A 17,834-nucleotide genomic window follows, 5' to 3' on the forward strand; every position below is an offset into this window, starting at 1 on the left:
ATCGGCCCGACTCGTCTGCGCCGCTCTGCTCGTCGACGCCCGGCGTCGGGACGCTGCCCGCAGGCGTTCCGCCGCTGCGGATGTCCTCGCGGACGGCGTCGGCGGGAGTGCCCGTATGCGACGAACCGCGTCGGCCGTCGGGACGGCCCGCGTCATGGCGATGCCGCACACCGGGTTCCGTGCCGTCGGGCATCACCGGCTCGACCGGCACACCCGCCAGCGCCTCCCGCAACACGGTGACGATGGCCGTGCCGTGATCGGCGATGGCCGAGAGCACATCGTGCTGTTCGCCGCGTACCAGTGCCGCCGCCGCGCACACCGGGCACCAACTGCAGTTGTCCCATTCGGGTTTGCCGTCGGCCGCCGCCCGCCGCAGCACTGGTTCGACCCTTTCCAGGACGGCTTCGGCGAGCAGTTTGAGTTCGGCGGCGAATTCGGTGAGGCCGTCGGGTTCGGCGGTGGCGGTCACAGCGGCCACACCTCCGGGTCGGGCCGGAAGCGGACGATGAGATAGCCGCCGTCGAGTTCGGCGGCGGCGACCGTGCACCGCCGCAACACCGGCGCCAGCCGCACCCGGCGCCGGACCCCGTCCGCTCCCACGATCAAATCGTCCTCCACTCGTCCCAGCCGCAATGTCGCCGGGTCGGCGACCGGCAGATGCATTCGCATCGCATACACCGAATGCAGCCCGGCGCCCGATTCCAAACGAACCTTCGGTTCGCCCGAACGTGTGCCGCCCTCCGCCGGATTGTTGCCCAGGACCGGGCCCGTGTCGAGTTCCACGCCCGCCCCGCGCGGCGCGCCGCCGGTGGGTGCGGCGACCGAAGCGGCATCGTCCACCGCGTACGACAGCGCCGCCAGCGAACCGACACCCACCGGTTCCGGCCCGGTGTGCGCGGCAACCAGCACCGGGACCTCGGGCATCGCCCGGCGCAGTCCGGCGATCACATCGTGCTGTTCGGCGCGCCGGTTCAGGTACCAGTGCACCGCGGGATGGGCGGTGTCGGCGGGGCCGCTCGGTTCGGGCACCGCGGGCAGCACCTTGTTCACCACAACGGCATCCAGGCGCAAGCCAAGCAACGCGGCCGCCGAACGCACCCGGGCGGATTCGGCGACCGCTACCCGCTCGGCGACGGTGATCAGGCGCGCACCCGTGCGCTCATGGTCGGCCAGCAGATCACGCACCTCGGTCACCGCCGTCACGATCCGCTGCACGGTCGTGGCCAGCACCACCCGGCGCAGATCGCTACCCATACTGCTCATCGCGCGCGCGTGCGGCGGCCACACCCGGTCCAGATAGCCGAGCAGAGTGTCGGGCGCGGTGACGATGCGCAGCATGTCGGCCGAAGGCGGGCAGTCCACCACGATGACGTCCCATTCGTCCTCGCCCGCGTACTCGGTGATCTCCACCAGCATCAGCAGCTCCTGCACACCGGGCAGCCCGGTGAGCTCGGCCGGATCCAGCGCGCCGAGATCAATGCCGTGATCGTGGCCGGTGTCGGCCGACAACAGCCGGGTGACCTCGCGGAACCGGTCCTCGAGCAGCGCGAGCGAATCGATCTCGATCACCTCGAGGCCGGGCACCACCGTGGTGATGCCGGCGACGGTGCCCGGATCGTGCGGGAAACGGAAACCCAGGGCATCGCCGAGCGAATGGGCCTGATCGAGCGAAGCGACCAGCACCCGGGAACCCGCGCGCGCGTAGGACATCGCGGTCGCGCAGGCCAGCGTGGTCTTGCCGACTCCGCCCTTGCCGATGAACAGCTCGACGCGGGTGCGGCGGCCCCCGCCCCGGCCGGCGCCGTGCCCGGTCAGCCTTCGACCCGTTTCTTCAGCTCCTTCAACGCGGTATCGGTGATCACCTTCTCGGCTTTGCGTTTGAACATGCCGATCATCGGGATGTTCAAGTCCACCGTGAGCTGATAGATCACCTCGGTGCCGCCGTCGGGCAGATCGACCAATTCGTAGCTGCCGTCTTGGGCTTTCTGCAGGTCACCGCTGAGCAGGGTCCAGGTGACGGCTTTGCCGTCGCCGCGCCAGGTGTAGGAGAGCACGTAGGTGTCCTTGACGACGCCGGCGTCGAGCACGAAGCGGGCGGTGCGGGCGCGACCGTCGGGACCGGATTCGAGCACCTCCACCGATTTCGCCGCCGACACCCACTCCGGGTAGGAGGCCAGATCGGCGATGACGGACATCACCTGCTGCGACGGGGCCGCGATGACGATCGATCTCTGGGTCCGGTCGGCCATGACGGTGAACGGTTCCTTTCCGGCGACGATGCTGGCAGTGAAACGTCAGGACGTGAGCTGCGGGGCGACTCCGGCCGGGCGATCGGCCTCCAACCGGGACTTCACCTCGAACGACATCTTCTTACCCGCGACCCGGCGCGCGTGGTTGGCCTCGGCCAGCTTGCGCGGCTCGATCGGACGCGTCGGCTCGGCATGCAGGAAATAGTGCAGGATCACCCCGTCCAGCGAGGGTTCCAGCCACACCTCCATAGTGCCGGTCAGCGCGCCGCCGACGGTCCAGCGGATTCCCTTGTCGCCACGGTCTTCTCGCACGTCCAACGTCAGGTCCGGCCACCAGCGCCGCCATCGGCCCGGCGCGGCGAGCAACTCGCCGACCGCCGCGCCCGAGGCGGCGACGAACGTCTGATCTGCGACCTGGATACTGCTCACGCGCCTGAGCGTACAGTGTCGGATTTGCGCCGCCTCCGGCGTCGCGTGTTCGCGGCCCCTGGGTGTCTCGCGTCTCCGCTACCGCTGCTTGCCTTCGGCGTGCGCAGCGGCAGCGGAGACGCGAGACGGGCCGCGAACTCGGAGGCTCGGTCTCGCTTCGCTCGGAAACGGTCGTGATCCGGCCGCTGCTAGCTCAGCAGTTGGCGCAGGCGGGCGCCGAGGGTGTCCCAGCGCCACTGCTGTTCGACCCATTGGCGTCCGGCAGCGCCCATGCGGGCGGCGGCCTCGGGGTCGGCGAGGATGCCGACCAGGGCGTCGACGATCTGGTCGATCTTGCGCCCGTCGACGACGCGGCCGGTTTTGCCCTCGATGACGGTTTCCGGTGCGCCGCCGGAACGTCCGGCCACGACGGGGACACCGGAGGCGGAGGCCTCGAGATAAACGATGCCGAGGCCCTCCACGTCCAAGCCGGCGCCGCGGGTGCGGGCGGGCATGGCGAAGACATCGGCCAGGGTGTGGTGGGCGGCCAGCTCATCCGAACGCACCCGTCCGGTGAAGACGACGGAATCGGCGACGCCCAGCGCCTCGGCCAGGGCACGCAGCTTCTCCTCGTAGGGGCCACCACCCGCGATGACCAGCACCGCGCCGTCCACCCGCTCGCGGATCTGCAGCATCGCCACGATCAGCGCGTCCTGGCCCTTGCGCGGCACCAGCCGCGACAGGCACAGAATCGTGGGCCGGTCGCCGAGGCCGTAGCGCTGCCGCAGCTCGGCGCGCGCGGCGGGATCCGGGCGGAAGACATCCGTATCGACGCCGGGCGGCAGATACTCCAGCGCGGCATTCGGTCCGAACGCCGCCGCGAAACGGGCCCTGGTGTACTTGCTGACGTAGGTGACCACATCGGTCTGCTCGCCGATCACCCGCAACGCCTGCCTGGCCGCCGGCAGCATCGACCAGCCGACCTCATGCCCGTGAGTGCTGGCCAGGATGCGTTCGGCGCCCGCCCGGCGCAGCACCGGCGACATCAACGCCAACGGCGCCGCCGCCCCGAACCAGACGGTGTCGCAGTTCTCGCTGCGCAACAGTTTCGCCGCGCGCCGCATCACCAGCGGCGTCGGCAGCATCAATGTCGTCGGATGGCGGACCACCTGGAATTTCTGCTCGGCATCGAACTTCACATGACTGTCGCCCCGCCACCGCGGCGCGTAGACGACCAGGTCATCGGGCGGCAGCTGCCCCGCCAAGGCCTGCAAATACGACTGGATACCCCCGGGACGCGGCGGGAAATCATTGGTAACCAGCAGGGTTCGAGCCATGCCACCAACTTACTGTGTTTGTTCGCCGTCGCCTGCGGCGCCGCGGCAGTGCCTAGGCGCTGCGGGCGCGCAGCCAGGTTTGCCAGCCGCTGATCAGGCCCGCGCGGCTGGTGCCGAGGACCTCGCGCATGGCCGCGTCTTCGGTCGCGGTCGTGTGTGGCCCGGTGGCGAGGCGGCGGTAGAGGGCGACGAGGTGGGCGTCGTCGTGGGTGTCGGCGAGGTAGGCGCACACCGACCAGGCGAGTTCGTAGGCGGTGGCGGCGTCGGGGCCGGTGAATTCGGTGTCGGTGGGGAGGTCGGCGGGGACGGTACCGGTGGCCAGGCGGGTGGCGAGGGTGGGTGCGATGTCGGTGAACGAGTGGCCGAGCCCGCGGTGTGCGGCGTATTCGGCGAAACCTTCCAGCAGCCATTGCGGGGAGCCATCGACTGTCGCGGCCCTGGTGGCGACGTGGGTGAGCTCGTGGCGCAGCAGCGAGCGCAGGCCGTCGGGGTCGAGGCGGCGGCCCGCGTCGGGACCGAACACGACGCGCTGGCCGGTCGGCTGCGAGCCGGGAGTGAACGGATCCGACACCGTCGCGGCCGCGATCTCAGCGGGCAGTTCCGTGGTGGCGTGGACCAGGGCGGCGAATTCGGCGGGTGCGGCGGACATGACCACCACGGGCGAGCGGGACTAGTCCGGCCCCCACAGTTCGGTGACGGCGGCGCTCGCGGCAGTGAGCTCGCCGGCGAGCAGGTCGATGTCGCGCTGGTGCTGCGGATGACCGACGACCAGCGCGGGCAGGGCGCCGCCGGTAGGCACCTGCCTGCTCACCAGTGGTCCGAACGGTTCGGTGATGCGCTGGATCTGCGCCATTCGCGCGTCACCGGCGGTGTGCTGTTCGGCGACCGGCGCGGTGCTCGTGCCGGTTCGCGCCGCGCGCAGCGGTGCCACCACCGAATCGGGGAGCAGGAGCAGCGCGGCGCAGGTACCGGTCAGCAGCATCACCGTGATGGTGGTGAGGCAGAACTCGAAGCGCCGTCGCTGCGACAGCCAGTCACGGACGCGCCGCACACCTTTCATCGGTGCTCAGTATCGCCGAGCCGAGTGATAGGGCGTGGAACTCATGGGCGCGACGGCGACCGGCACGCCGAAGGTGGACGCGTGCAGCATCAGTCCGTTGCCCGCGTAGATGCCGACGTGGGAGATGTCGGGGTAGAAGAAGACCACGTCGCCGGGACGCAGATCTTCCTTGGCGACCGGCGTGCCGTAGGACGCCTGCGCCGAACTGGTGCGCGGCACATCCTTGCCGACCTGTTTGAACGCCCACTGCACCAAGCCGGAGCAGTCGAACCGGTCCGGGCCGGTGGCTCCCCAGACATAGGGATCGCCCACCCGGGTGAGCCCGGCGGCCAGTGCACTGGTTCCACTGCCGGGCACCAGTCCGCGCAGCAGGGTGTCGCGATCGAAGCCGGGTGGGAACGGCGATCCGGCCAGCGCCGATTTGTCCTGCGCCGACAGCGTGCCCCAGGCCTCGATGACCTGGGTGATCGCGCCCTGGAGATCGGCGCGTTTGCGTTCGAGATCGCCGCGCACGGCATCGGCCTTCTCGGCGGCGGTGCGGGCGTTGTCGGCGGCGGTGCGCGCGGTGGATTCGGCCGCGGTGGCCGCGTCGGTGGCCTTCTTGTACTGCTTCAGCTGGGTGGAGGTCTGGGTGGCCACCACATCGAGGGTGGACATCTGATCGAGCAGCTGCTGCGGCGAATCGCTGACCAGGACCGAGAACAGGCGGTTGGTGCGTGCGCCCTGGTAGGCCGCGATCGCGGTGCGGTCGATCACCGGCTGATATTTGCGGACTTCGTTGCGTGCCGCGGTGACGGCGTCGGTGGCGGTGGCGAGCGCGGCTTCGGCGTCGCGCTGGACGGCGAGTTTGGCGTCGAAGTCGGCTTGGGCGCCGAGCGCCTGCTGGTTGAGTTGCTCGGATTCGCGCGACAGGTCGATCAGCCGCTGCACGGCCGCGCTCGCGGTGGCGGGCATGGTGGCCGGGTCGGCGCTCACCGGACCGCCGCCGGGTAGTGCCACGGTGAGTAGTGCTGCCGTGATCGTCGCCCCTGCCAGGCGTTTCAACCCTCGACTGCGGTGATGTGCTGCCACTGCCTGCCGTGCCCCGTTCTCGTGTGAAGCCGCGGAAAGGTCTCGATTAGGTTACGGAACGGCGACCTTCGGTGTCCAGTAGAGCACGAACCGATCACAGCCGTCGGACCGGCCCGGGCCCGCACCGTCGTGACGATGCGGGCCCCGGGGGTGCGATCAGAAGCGGACTGCGCCCGCGACCGGCATCGAGGAGATCGGTGCGACGTGCACCGGGCTGCCTGCGGTGGAGGCATGCACGACGTTGCCGTTGCCCGCGTACAGGCCGGAGTGGCCGCCGCCGTAGAACGACACCACGTCGCCGGGCTGGAGCTGGTCCATGGAGACCGGGGTGCCGGAGGCGAGCTGGGCACCGCTGGTGCGGGGCACCTCGCGGCCGGCCTGGCGGTAGGACCACTGCACGAGGCCGGAGCAGTCGAAGGCATTCGGGCCGGCGGCGCCGTAGACGTACGGCGAGCCGACCTTGCTCATCGCGGCATCGAGAGCGGCCTCGCCGAGCGTTTTGGTCGGCGCGGTGAAGGGCAGCGGCGCGGGGGCCGGGATCTGCAGACCCGGGACGGCGGGCAGGCCACCGGGGATCTGGTTGACGATGTCGTCGGGCACGTCGAAGGTGCCGACACCGGGGACGGTGACCGGTGCCGCCGCCGCGGGAGCGGCGGGAAGCAGGAACGCGCCGATGGTGGCAGCGCCGACGGCTCCGGCCGCAACGGCACGCTTGGCCTGTCGTTTGACGGTGGTGGACGCCATGATGCGGTACTCCCAATCTGCCTCACGACGCCGCACCGGGGTGGTGGGTCGGACTCCGTGAGGTCTCGATGAGGTTACGAACCGATCACGGTGGTTTGTAAAGCCGCGAACAAGCGAAACGGTGGCGGTCAACAATTCGACGCGAGAAGGCTGCGATATGCGTCACAACAATCACGAAACGATAACGGTGCACCGATTTCCGCATGAACGCAAAGGGCGACCAGGCGTTACTTGAAGTAACAGTAAATGCGGCTCGGCTGCGGGCGTAAGGCCTTCCCCGCAGTTCACGGGACATCTCTGGGGGGTAGCCGGGCGGTCGCGGGACGTCGGACAGTGTGTTCGAGGGGTGGGGAAGGGTGTCCCGGCCGCTAGCCGCATGGCGCGAATCCGACACGCCCGGAGATTGATACCCCGGCGCATTCTTTGTGAGCTACGCCGCTTTTACGCATCGAAGATCAATTCGGGGGGTACCAAACGAAAAGCTCGTCCGTGTAATTCGGAAAACTCCGCGCTGCGTTCCCGCGCGCACGTCGACCGAACATCCCGCTCCTCACCGGCGCGAACCTGTCGGACCTCGGTCGTACGCTGCACGCCGTGTCCGACTCCGTCCCGCGCCACCGCGCCGCGCAACTGGCCTTCGACGAGCTGGACACCCCGCTCTACGACACCACCTTCGTTGTGGTCGACCTCGAAACCACCGGCACCAGCCCGGACGCCGACGCCATCACCGAGATCGGCGCGGTCAAGGTGCGCGGCGGCGAGGTACTCGGTGAATTCGCCACCCTGGTCGATCCCGGCCGTGCCATCCCGCCCGCGGTCGTGCACGTCACCGGCATCACCACCGCCATGGTGTGCGCCGCACCGCCGATCGAGGCGGTGCTGCCCAGATTCCTGGAGTTCGCCGCGGGCGCGGTGCTCGTCGCACACAATGCCCGATTCGACATGGCGTTCCTGCGAGCGGCGGCGGCGCGTTGCGGCACACCATGGCCCGCCGCGCAGGTGGTGTGTACCGTTCGGCTCGCGCGGCGGGTGCTGGCCAGGGACGAGGCGCCGTCGGTGCGGTTGAGCGTGCTGGCGCGGGTGCTCGGGGCGAGCACCCAGCCCACCCACCGCGCCCTCGCCGACGCCCGCGCCACCGTTGACGTGCTGCACGCGCTGATCGCGCGGGTGGGCAATCAGGGCGTGCACAGCCTCACCGAGCTGATCGACTATCTGCCCGACGTCAGCTCGGGCCAACGCGCCAAACGCGGATTGGCTGCCGATCTGCCCGCGCGGCCCGGCGTCTATCTGTTCCGTGGTCCCTCCGATGAAGTCCTCTATATAGGGACGGCGGTGAATCTGCGCCGCCGCGTCCGCAACTACTTCACCGGCTCGGAGACCAGGGGCCGGATCAAAGAGATGGTCTCGCTGGCCACCCGCGTCGATCACGTCGAATGCGCACACGGGCTCGAAGCGGGGGTGCGGGAGCTACGGCTGCTGGTCGCGCACGCCCCGCCGTACAACCGGCGCTCGAAGTTCCCCAAGCGCGGTTGGTGGATCACCCTGACCGAGGAGGCTTTTCCGCGCTTCGCCATCGTACGCAATCCCACCGCCGACGCGCTCGGCCCCTTCGGCGCCAGGGCCGATGCCGCCGATGTCGCCGCCACCATCGCCGAGTTCAGCGGCCTGCGCACCTGCACAACTCGCTTGTCGCGCACCGCGATTCACGACTGCCCGGCCGCAGTCGTCGGTGGCTGTCCGGCGGCGGCCGATGGAATGGCCCGTAATAGTAAGGAATACGCTCCCGCGCCGGACTCGGTGCGCGCGCTGTTCGCCGGCACCGATGACACCCCGCTCGACGCGATGCTCGAACGCATCCGAACCCATTCCCGCGCCGAACATTTCGAGGCCGCCGCCCGGCTGCGCGACCGCACGGTGACGGTGATCCGCGCGCTGTATCGCACCCAGCGTCTGGCCGCCATCGCCCGCATCGCCGAACTCGTCGCCGCGCATCCCGACGGCGCGGGCGGCTGGGAGTTCGCGGTGATCCGCTACGGCCGCCTGGCCGGTGCGGGCACGGCCGCCAGGGGAGTGCCGCCGATGCCGGTGGTGGAGCGGATCGTGGCGGCCGCCGAAACCGTGGTCTGCGACGGTGATCTGTCGCCGTTGCGCGGCGGCTCGCCGGAGGAGACCGGGCTGGTGTCGCGCTGGCTGGCCCGGCCCGGCGTGCGGATCGTGCGCACCAGCGAGGGCTACTGGGAACCGGCCCAGGGTGCAGGCCGCCGGCTGGCCTGGGCGGCGGCGGCCGAGGCGGCGGTGGCGGGGGAGTCGGTGGGCGAGGACTACGAGCGCATGTCCGGATGACAGGTCCGATACATCCGCGGTGTCGACCAGGGGTCGCCGGATCCGGCACCGCATAGGCTGAGGCCCATGATTACCGCCATCGTCATGATCCACGCCGCCAACGCCCGCATCCCGGAAACCGCGCAGGCGGTCGCCGATATCGAAGGCGTCAGCGAGGTCTATTCCTGCGCGGGCGATGTCGACCTCATCGCGGTGGTCCGGGTCCGCGACCACGAGCAGATCGCCGAGGTGGTGACCGGCCGCATCGATAAGACCGAGGGCGTCGTGCGGACCACCACGCATATCGCGTTCAAGTCCTATTCGCGCGCCGACGTCGAGGCAGGCTTCTCGCTGGGCGAATAGCGGTCAGGGCACCTGGATCGAAGTGCCGACGACGGTGCGGACCTCGCGTGAGGTGAGCGTCGCGGTGATATCGCCGCGGCAGCCGCGCCCGTAGTACACGGTCACCGGCATGTCGGTGTGGTTTTCCACCTTCAGGGTGCGCGCGCCGCCGCTGACCTCGAGGCAGCCGACGGGATCGTGGTGCACGGTGCCGTCGACGACGAGCCCACCGCGCGCGGCGGCGGCCGGCCCGGCGTTCAGCATCACCACCAGCGCGGCGAGCAGAGTGCCGGACACCACGGGCGCACCGTGATACATGCCTACCTCCAGACCACGATCGACGGTTGTCAGTGCGGGCGCGGGCAATCGCCTGTCCCGCCTGGGCAGGATGGCGGCCGCCGGGTGGGTATGCGCCGAGTCGTCGCATCAGGGCACGTCGACGTGCCTGGACGACCGCGCAACTCTATAGCGCCGATCGATGGTTTGCCGGTCCAGGCAAGACCGGCGTTTCTCAGCGACGCGCAGATCGTGGCGGCGACGGGCCGCCCGACGGCGCGATCAGGCGTCGCCGAGGGTGTTGGTGAGCTTGGCCCAGCGATCCAGCAGCGCCGCCCCGCGCCCGCTGTCGATGGCCTCGGCGGCGCGTTCGGCGGCGGCGGACAGCTGGTCGTCCAGATCGGCGTCCGGGTCGCCAGCGCCTTGCGACAGGTCGTAGGCCACGATCGCGGCGGCGGAGTTGACCAGCACAGCATCGCGCACCGGCCCCGCGGTCCCGGCCAGCACATCGCGCGCCACACCGGCGTTGACCTGCGCGTCCCCGCCGCGCAAGGCGTCGAGGTCGACCCGGGGGAATCCGAGCCGGGTGGGATCGATGGTGGCTTCGCGCATCCGGCCACCGGAGACCACCCAGACATCGGTGGTGGCGGAGGTGGTGATCTCGTCGAGCCCGTCGTTGCCGCGCACCACCAGCGCACTGCTGCCGCGCGCGGCGAACACCCCGGCGATCTTGGGCAGCAGATCCGCGAACGCGCAGCCCACCAGACCCGCGCGCGGCTGGGCCGGGTTGGTGAGCGGTCCGAGCACGTTGAACACGGTCGGGATGCCGATTTCCTTGCGCGCCGGCCCGGCGAAACGCAGCGCGGGATGGAACAGCGGCGCGAAACAGAAACCGATGCCGACCTCGCGCACACACCGCGCCACCGCCTCCGGGCCGAGCGCCAGTCGCACACCGAGCGCTTCGAGCACATCGGCGCCGCCGCTCTTGGAGGTGGCCGCGCGATTGCCGTGCTTGATGACCGGCACACCCGCCGCCGCGACGACGATCGACGACATCGTGGAGATGTTGACCGTGCCGGACCGGTCGCCGCCGGTGCCGACGATATCGACCCCGTCGCCGTCGATGTGGACCAGTCTGGCGTGCCCGAGCATGCCCGAGGCCAGCCCCGACAGCTCCTCGGGAGTCGGCCCCTTGATCTTGATCGCCACCCCGAACGCGGCGATCTGCGCCTGCGTCGCATTGTCGGAGAAGATCTCGTTGATCACCCATTCGGTGTCGTCCGCGGTCAGGTCACCACCGTCGGCAAGGGTGCCGAGCACCTGGGGCCAGCTGCGCACGCTCATCAACATCTCCCATCACACTGGTACGCCCAGCAGTCTCGTAGGGGACAACCCTAATGGGCTCCGGAGCCGGCGGTCTTTCGATATCTGTTCGCGCGACCCGTTCCGGCCCGTCGAACTTGATCTTCGCGACCCGATTTTCCGGCGTTCCCGCAGGCAGTGGCACAACCGAATCCGACACGCACAGGCAAGTTTCCTACCCGGGTACTGCTGTCGTACTACGACGAGTCATACTTACCCCCGTGACGACCGCAGTAGGCACCCCAGGATCGGCCATTACCCAGCGTGTGCATTCGCTGAACCGGCCCAACATGGTCAGTGTCGGCACCATCATCTGGCTGTCCAGCGAGCTGATGTTCTTCGCCGGCCTGTTCGCGATGTACTTCGTCGCGCGTGCGCAGTCCACCGAGTGGCCGCCGGAGCCGACCGAGCTGAACATGAAGCTCGCCGTCCCGGTCACCGCCGTGCTGATCGCGTCGTCGTTCACCTGCCAGCTGGGTGTCTTCGCCGCGGAGCGCGGTGACGTGTTCGGCCTGCGCCGCTGGTACGTCCTCACCCTCGCCATGGGCACCTTCTTCGTGCTCGGCCAGGGCTACGAGTACTACCACCTCGTGCACGAGGGCACCTCGATCTCGAGCAGCTCCTACGGCTCGGTGTTCTACATCACCACCGGGTTCCACGGTCTGCACGTCATCGGTGGTCTGATCGCGTTCGTGTTCCTGCTGGTGCGCACCAAGCTGAGCAAGTTCACCCCGGCGCAGGCCACCGCCGCGATCGTCGTCTCCTACTACTGGCACTTCGTCGACATCGTCTGGATCGGGCTGTTCGCCACGATCTACTTCGTCCGCTGACCCGGGCTCAGTGGAAGCTTTTGCACCAGTCGGTTCCGTCTACTCCAAAGGGACACAGATGAGTTCATCTCCCCCATCAGCGCCAGAGCCCGCCAGCCCCGGGCACGGCCAGGCCAGCAAGACGCGCAGGCAGCGCCGCGTCCGCCGCCGCATCGCGGGCGGGCTCGCGCTTCTGGTGGGTCTCGTCGGAGCCGGCTTTCTCGCCTCGGCCCTCACCCCCGAACCGCAGATCGCGACGGCCAACGAGGACACCTCCGCGCTGATCCGTGAGGGCCAGCAGCTGTATGAGACCTCCTGCATCACCTGCCACGGTGCGAACCTGCAGGGTGTGCAGGACCGTGGTCCCAGCCTGATCGGTGTCGGCGAGGCCGCGGTGTACTTCCAGGTCTCCTCCGGTCGTATGCCGATGACGCGCAACGAGGCCCAGGCCGAGCGCAAGCCCGTCAAGTTCGACGCCCACCAGACCGACGCCATCGGCGCCTACGTGGCGGCCAACGGCGGCGGCCCCACCGTGGTCCGCAACGCCGACGGCACCATCGCCCAGGAATCGCTGCGCGGCGATGACATCGCCCGCGGTAGCGAGCTGTTCCGGATGAACTGCGCCTCCTGCCACAACTTCACCGGTCGTGGTGGCGCGCTGTCCTCGGGTAAGTTCGCGCCGCCGCTCGAGCCCGCCTCCGAGCAGCAGATCTACGCCGCGATGCTCACCGGCCCGCAGAACATGCCGAAATTCTCCGACCGGCAGCTGAGCCCGGAGGAGAAGCGCGACATCATCGCCTACGTCAAGGACTCGATGGAGGCCAAGTCCCCCGGCGGTTACGGCCTCGGCGGCTTCGGCCCCGCGACCGAGGGCCTGGCCATCTGGGTGGTCGGCATCGTGTTGACCGTCGGCGCCGCGATGTGGATCGGATCGAGGTCATGACAGATAAGGAGCGAGACGACATGGGGCGCCCGGATGAGGGATCCAGTGCCGAGCCGTCGAAAGAGACGGTGAAGCCCACCGGCCACGCCGCCGCGGAGCCCACCGAGGCCGAGCTGGACGCGATGTCGCGTGACGAGCTGGTCAAGCTCGGCACCGAGATGGACGGCGTCGACGTCGCCTACCGGCGCGAGCGGTTCCCGGTTCCGGGCACCCGCGCCGAGAAGCGCGCCGAGCGTCAGGTGGCGCTGTGGTTCGCCATCTCCGGTCTGGCCGCCGCCGCGCTGGTCGGTGTGTTCCTGTTCTGGCCGTGGGAGTACAAGGGCAAGGAGTCCGAAGGACACGGCCTGTACTCGCTGGCCACGCCGCTGTACGGCATCACCTTCGGTGTCTCGATCCTGGCGATCGGCATCGCGGTCGTGCTGATCCGCAAGAAGTTCATCCCGGCCGAGCTGTCCATCCAGGAGCGCCACGACGGCCGCTCCAGCGAGGTGGACCGCCGCACCCTGGTCGCGGAGTTGCAGGACGCGCTCGACACCTCCACGCTGGGTCGTCGCAAGATGATCACCCGCACCGCCGGCGCCGGCCTCGGCATCGTCGGTCTGGGCTCGGCCGCGCTGTTCGTCGGCGGCATGATCAAGAACCCGTGGGCCAAGGGCGACAAGTCGCCGCTGTGGGTGTCGGGCTGGACCCCGGACTGGGAGGGCCAGACCATCTACCTGCGCCGCGACACCGGCCGTCCGGAGGACATCGTGCTGGTGCGTCCGGAGGACCTGGACGCGGGCGGCATGGAGACGGTGTTCCCGTGGAAGGAAGTCTGGCGCGGTGACGAGCACGCGACCCTGCAGTCGCTGCGCGGTATCCGCAACGCCGTCATGCTGATCCGGCTGCGCACCGAGGACGCGCAGAAGGCGGTCAAGCGTAAGGGCCAGGAAAGCTTCAACTTCGGCGACTACTTCGCCTACTCGAAGATCTGCACCCACCTCGGTTGCCCGACCTCGCTCTACGAGCAGCAGACCAACCGGATCCTGTGCCCCTGCCACCAGTCGCAGTTCTCGGCGACCGAATGGGGTAAGCCGGTCTTCGGTCCTGCCGCCCGGGCGCTGCCGCAGCTGCCGATCACCGTCAACTCCGAGGGCTTCCTGGTCGCCAACGGCGACTTCATCGAGCCGCTCGGCCCGGCCTTCTGGGAGCGTCGTTCATGAGTTCGCCATCAGCAATCGGCCGGAAGGTCGGTGCCCACGCCGACGCCGTGGACGAGCGCTACCGCGCCGCCGCGTTCATGCGCCGGTCGATCAACAAGGTCTTCCCGACCCACTGGTCGTTCCTGCTGGGTGAGATCGCCCTCTACGCGTTCATCATCCTGCTGCTGTCGGGTGTCTACCTGACGCTGTACTTCGACCCGTCGATGAGCCACGTCGTCTACGACGGCGCCTACCAGCCGCTGCGCGGTGTCGGCATGTCGCGGGCCTACGAGACGGCGCTGAACATCTCCTTCGAGGTGCGCGGTGGCCTGTTCGTGCGCCAGGTGCATCACTGGGCGGCGCTGCTGTTCGCGGCCTCGATCATCGTGCACTTGCTGCGCATCTTCTTCACCGGTGCGTTCCGCAAGCCGCGTGAGGCGAACTGGGTGATCGGTTCGCTGCTGCTGATCCTGGCGATGTTCGAGGGCTTCTTCGGTTACTCGCTGCCCGACGACCTGCTCTCCGGCACCGGTCTGCGGGCCGCGTTCTCCGGTATCACCATCGGTGTGCCGGTGGTGGGTACCTGGCTGCACTGGTTGATGTTCGGTGGCGACTTCCCGGGTGAGATCATCATCCCGCGCCTCTACATCGCGCACGTGCTGCTGTTCCCGGGCATCATGCTCGCGCTGATCGCGGCGCACGTGGCCATCGTCTGGTACCAGAAGCACACCCAGTTCCCCGGACCGGGCCGCACCGAGAACAACGTCGTCGGTGCCCGCATCGTGCCGGTGTTCGCCGCGGACCAGGGCGCGTTCTTCGCCTTCACCCTCGGCTTCGTCGGCATCATGGGCGGTGTCCTGCAGATCAACCCGATCTGGAACCTGGGCCCGTACAACCCCTCGCAGGTCTCGGCCGGTTCCCAGCCGGACTTCTACATGATGTGGACCGACGGCATGGCGCGCCTGATGCCGCCGTGGGAGCTGTATCTGGGCCGCTACACCGTGCCCGCGGTGTTCTGGGTCGCGCTGGTGATGGGCTTGGTGTTCACCCTGCTGATCGCCTACCCGTGGATCGAGAAGCGGCTTACCAAGGACACCGCCAACCACAACCTGTTGCAGCGTCCGCGCGACGTGCCGGTGCGTACCGCGATCGGTGCCATGGCGATCACCTTCTACGTGATCCTGACCCTGGCCTGCGTCAACGACATCATCTCGTTGAAGTTCGACATCTCGCTGAACGCCACCACCTGGGTCGGCCGCATCGGTCTGCTGCTCGGACCGCCGATCGCGTACTTCCTGACCTACCGGTTCTGCATCGGTCTGCAGCGCAGCGACCGGGCGGTGCTCGAGCACGGCATCGAGACCGGCGTGATCAAGCGACTGCCGCACGGTGAGTACATCGAGGTGCATCAGCCGCTGGGTCCGGTGGACGAGCACGGCCACCCGATCCCGCTGGAGTATCAGGGCGCCCCGGTGCCCAAGAAGATGAACCAGCTGGGTTCGGCCGGCCAGCCCGGCACCGGCAGCTTCCTGTTCCCGGATCCGTGGCAGGAGAGCGAGCAGCACTTCGCCACCGAGCTGGAGGAGGAGCACAAGCAGCTCGCCGTGCTGAAGAAGGCACAGGAGAATGCCAACGGCAATGGTGGCAAGCACAGCCACTGACCGCTGACAGCGCAGCAGGCCCCGAGTCGGATCCGACTCGGGGCCTGCTTGCTCTTCGGCTCGGTTCGATGCGGCAGCCGGGGCGTCCGCGGATTCAGCGGCGGCGCGCGGCCTCGATGGCCTCGTACTTGGCCAGATTGTGCCGGGCGTCGGCGAGCGCGTCGTGGGCGTCGGCGGGGATCGGCGGCAGATCCGGGCGACCGTGCGCGTCCCAATGCTGGCGCAGCTCGTTGGTGTAGCGGGGCAGGGCGGGCGGCAGATCCACCATCGACCCCCACAGCTGGCACAGCACCACATGGTCGTAGGCGCCGACCCAGGCCCACAGCTCCGGCTGCACCGTCGGCCGTGGCACCAGGAACTTGTACAGCTCGTCGCGGATCTGGCGGCGGCTGCGCCACAGCGGCGACGACGGCGAGGGCAGCTTCGGCAGCACGTTCTTGCGCACCCACGGGCCGGCCCGCTCGGGATCGAATTCGGTGGATACGGCGTAATATTCGCGGCCGTCCTCGCAGACCACCGCGATCGAGACGAGGTCGATCACCTTCCCGTCCTCGATGAACTCCGCGTCATAGAAGTACTTCACAAAGCCGGTCTCCTCCCGAAACTTGTCCGCTCGAGGGTACGGCCTGGTGGTACGGCCGCCGCACGACGGCCCGCCCGAAGGCCGCCGCAACGGCTCGTGGACTCGGCGATGGACCCGGAGTTGGCCGCGCGGATGCTCGCGGTCGCGCGCGGGTCCGTATTCTGAGTGGGTGAACTGGACCGTCGACGTACCCATCGATCGTTTGCCCGAGCTGCCGCCGCTGCCCACGCAGCTGCGCGAACGGCTGGACGACGCGCTGGCCCGTCCCGCGCTGCAGCAGCCGTCCTGGGATCCCGGGCAGGCGGCGATGATGCGGACCGTGCTGGAGAGCGTCCCGCCGGTCTGTGTGCCCGCCGAAGTGGAGGAGCTGCGCGAGCGGCTCGCCGAAGTGGCGCGCGGTGAGGCCTTCCTGCTCCAGGGCGGTGACTGCGCGGAGACCTTCGCCGACAACACCGAGCCCCACATCCGCGGCAATATCCGCACCCTGCTGCAGATGGCGGTGGTGCTCACCTACGGCGCCAGCCTGCCGGTGGTGAAGGTGGCGCGGATCGCGGGCCAGTACGCGAAGCCGCGCTCCTCCGACACCGACGCGCTCGGCCTGAAGTCCTACCGCGGCGACATGATCAACTCGCTGGCCCCTGACGCCGCGCTGCGCGAGCACGACCCGTCGCGGCTGGTGCGCGCCTACGCCAACGCCAGTGCCGCGATGAACCTGGTGCGCGCGCTGACCGGGGCGGGCATGGCCGACCTGCACCGCGTGCACGACTGGAACCGCGATTTCGTCGCCCAGTCCCCGGCGGGCGCCCGCTACGAGGCGCTGGCCGAGGAGATCGATCGCGGCCTGCGGTTCATGACCGCGTGCCGGGTCAACGACCCGAGCCTGCAGTCGGCCCGCATCTACGCCAGCCACGAGGCGCTGGTGCTCGACTACGAACGGGCCATGCTTCGGCTGGGGGAGAGCCCGGCCACCGGTGAGCCGGTGCTCTACGACCTGTCGGCGCACTTCCTGTGGATCGGCGAGCGCACCCGTCAGCTCGAGGGCGCGCATATCGCCTTCGCGGAGCTGCTCGGCAACCCGATCGGCCTCAAGATCGGCCCGACCACCACGCCCGATCAGGCCGTGGAGTACGTCGAGCGGCTCGATCCGAACAACGAGCCGGGCCGGTTGACGATCGTCTCGCGCATGGGCAACGGCAAGGTCCGCGAGGTGCTGCCGCCGATCATCGAGAAGGTGCAGGCTACCGGTCATCAGGTGATCTGGCAGTGCGACCCGATGCACGGCAACACCCACGAATCGTCCACCGGTTTCAAGACCCGCCACTTCGATCGGGTGGTCGACGAGGTGCAGGGCTTCTTCGAGGTGCACCATGCCCTCGGCACCCATCCCGGCGGCCTGCACATCGAGCTGACCGGTGAGGATGTCACCGAATGCCTCGGCGGCGCCCAGGACATCTCCGATCTCGATCTGTCCGGCCGCTACGAAACC

Annotated in this window: 19 protein-coding genes; 7 read left to right on the forward strand and 12 right to left on the reverse strand. The window is 69.1% G+C overall.

Annotated elements, in window-relative coordinates; all coding sequences use genetic code 11:
• The 9 genes from RJ05_RS08455 to RJ05_RS08490 all read right to left on the reverse strand — a co-directional run.
• The coding region (locus tag RJ05_RS08455) for a hypothetical protein (RefSeq protein WP_255220923.1) at positions 1-469 on the reverse strand (469 nt) is incomplete at its 3' end.
• Positions 466-1,764, reverse strand: a complete 1,299-nt coding sequence (locus RJ05_RS08460) for an ArsA family ATPase (RefSeq protein ID WP_081597228.1) — start codon at positions 1,762-1,764, stop codon at positions 466-468. The genes RJ05_RS08455 and RJ05_RS08460, both read right to left, overlap by 4 nt.
• A 47-nt stretch (positions 1,765-1,811) precedes the next feature.
• Positions 1,812-2,249 (reverse strand): SRPBCC family protein, encoded by a 438-nt coding sequence (locus RJ05_RS08465; RefSeq protein ID WP_036535217.1) that lies wholly within the window; start codon positions 2,247-2,249, stop codon positions 1,812-1,814.
• 45 nt (positions 2,250-2,294) lie between these two features.
• Positions 2,295-2,678: a hypothetical protein gene (locus RJ05_RS08470; protein WP_036535219.1), complete on the reverse strand. Its 384-nt coding sequence runs from the start codon at positions 2,676-2,678 to the stop codon at positions 2,295-2,297.
• 188 nt (positions 2,679-2,866) lie between these two features.
• Positions 2,867-3,994 (reverse strand): glycosyltransferase family 4 protein, encoded by a 1,128-nt coding sequence (locus tag RJ05_RS08475; protein ID WP_036535221.1) that lies wholly within the window; start codon positions 3,992-3,994, stop codon positions 2,867-2,869.
• A 52-nt stretch (positions 3,995-4,046) separates the two neighbouring features.
• Complete coding sequence (locus tag RJ05_RS32175; RefSeq protein ID WP_249040493.1) at positions 4,047-4,643, reverse strand: peptidase MA family metallohydrolase; 597 nt, start codon at positions 4,641-4,643, stop codon at positions 4,047-4,049.
• Positions 4,644-4,664: 21 nt separating this feature from the next.
• Positions 4,665-5,054 carry a hypothetical protein gene (locus tag RJ05_RS32180; protein WP_249040492.1) on the reverse strand — a complete coding sequence of 130 codons (390 nt, stop codon included), beginning with the start codon at positions 5,052-5,054 and terminating at the stop codon, positions 4,665-4,667.
• Between the two features lie 6 nt (positions 5,055-5,060).
• Complete coding sequence (locus tag RJ05_RS08485) at positions 5,061-6,098, reverse strand: NlpC/P60 family protein (protein WP_036535223.1); 1,038 nt, start codon at positions 6,096-6,098, stop codon at positions 5,061-5,063.
• A gap of 183 nt (positions 6,099-6,281) precedes the next feature.
• Positions 6,282-6,869: a C40 family peptidase gene (locus tag RJ05_RS08490; RefSeq protein WP_036535243.1), complete on the reverse strand. Its 588-nt coding sequence runs from the start codon at positions 6,867-6,869 to the stop codon at positions 6,282-6,284.
• 594 nt (positions 6,870-7,463) lie between these two features.
• Between RJ05_RS08490 and RJ05_RS08495 the strand changes: the two genes are divergently transcribed.
• Positions 7,464-9,212 (forward strand): DEDD exonuclease domain-containing protein, encoded by a 1,749-nt coding sequence (locus RJ05_RS08495; RefSeq protein WP_036535226.1) that lies wholly within the window; start codon positions 7,464-7,466, stop codon positions 9,210-9,212.
• A gap of 66 nt (positions 9,213-9,278) precedes the next feature.
• Positions 9,279-9,554 carry an Lrp/AsnC family transcriptional regulator gene (locus RJ05_RS08500; RefSeq protein ID WP_036535228.1) on the forward strand — a complete coding sequence of 92 codons (276 nt, stop codon included), beginning with the start codon at positions 9,279-9,281 and terminating at the stop codon, positions 9,552-9,554.
• Between the two features lie 3 nt (positions 9,555-9,557).
• On the opposite strand, the gene RJ05_RS08505 is transcribed toward RJ05_RS08500, so the two are convergent.
• Complete coding sequence (locus RJ05_RS08505) at positions 9,558-9,833, reverse strand: hypothetical protein (RefSeq protein ID WP_130915774.1); 276 nt, start codon at positions 9,831-9,833, stop codon at positions 9,558-9,560.
• A gap of 258 nt (positions 9,834-10,091) precedes the next feature.
• On the reverse strand, positions 10,092-11,153 hold the full coding sequence (trpD, locus tag RJ05_RS08510) for an anthranilate phosphoribosyltransferase (RefSeq protein WP_036535245.1): 1,062 nt from the start codon (positions 11,151-11,153) through the stop codon (positions 10,092-10,094).
• Between the two features lie 239 nt (positions 11,154-11,392).
• Here trpD and ctaE point away from each other — a divergent pair, with 239 nt between their 5' ends.
• Genes ctaE through qcrB form a run of 4 tightly spaced genes read left to right on the forward strand, consistent with a single transcriptional unit; the run spans position 11,393 to position 15,765 of the window.
• Positions 11,393-12,001 (forward strand): aa3-type cytochrome oxidase subunit III, encoded by a 609-nt coding sequence (ctaE, locus tag RJ05_RS08515; RefSeq protein ID WP_081505355.1) that lies wholly within the window; start codon positions 11,393-11,395, stop codon positions 11,999-12,001.
• Between the two features lie 58 nt (positions 12,002-12,059).
• Positions 12,060-12,923: a cytochrome bc1 complex diheme cytochrome c subunit gene (gene qcrC / locus RJ05_RS08520; RefSeq protein ID WP_081597229.1), complete on the forward strand. Its 864-nt coding sequence runs from the start codon at positions 12,060-12,062 to the stop codon at positions 12,921-12,923.
• 20 nt (positions 12,924-12,943) lie between these two features.
• Positions 12,944-14,125 carry a cytochrome bc1 complex Rieske iron-sulfur subunit gene (gene qcrA / locus RJ05_RS08525; RefSeq protein ID WP_085996182.1) on the forward strand — a complete coding sequence of 394 codons (1,182 nt, stop codon included), beginning with the start codon at positions 12,944-12,946 and terminating at the stop codon, positions 14,123-14,125.
• Entirely contained in the window at positions 14,122-15,765 is a 1,644-nt protein-coding gene (gene qcrB, locus RJ05_RS08530) for a cytochrome bc1 complex cytochrome b subunit (protein ID WP_036535232.1), read from the forward strand. The genes qcrA and qcrB overlap by 4 nt, the downstream gene beginning before the upstream one ends.
• Before the next feature lie 94 nt (positions 15,766-15,859).
• Here qcrB and RJ05_RS08535 read toward each other — a convergent pair whose 3' ends face one another.
• A complete protein-coding gene (locus tag RJ05_RS08535; protein WP_036535234.1) occupies positions 15,860-16,348 on the reverse strand; it encodes a polyadenylate-specific 3'-exoribonuclease AS in 489 nt (162 codons plus the stop codon).
• 169 nt (positions 16,349-16,517) lie between these two features.
• Here RJ05_RS08535 and RJ05_RS08540 point away from each other — a divergent pair.
• Positions 16,518-17,834: class II 3-deoxy-7-phosphoheptulonate synthase (locus tag RJ05_RS08540; RefSeq protein WP_036535236.1), on the forward strand; the 1,317-nt coding region annotated here is incomplete at its 3' end.

The organism is Nocardia cyriacigeorgica NBRC 100375 (assembly GCF_000308555.1).
GTDB classification, from domain to species: domain Bacteria; phylum Actinomycetota; class Actinomycetes; order Mycobacteriales; family Mycobacteriaceae; genus Nocardia; species Nocardia cyriacigeorgica.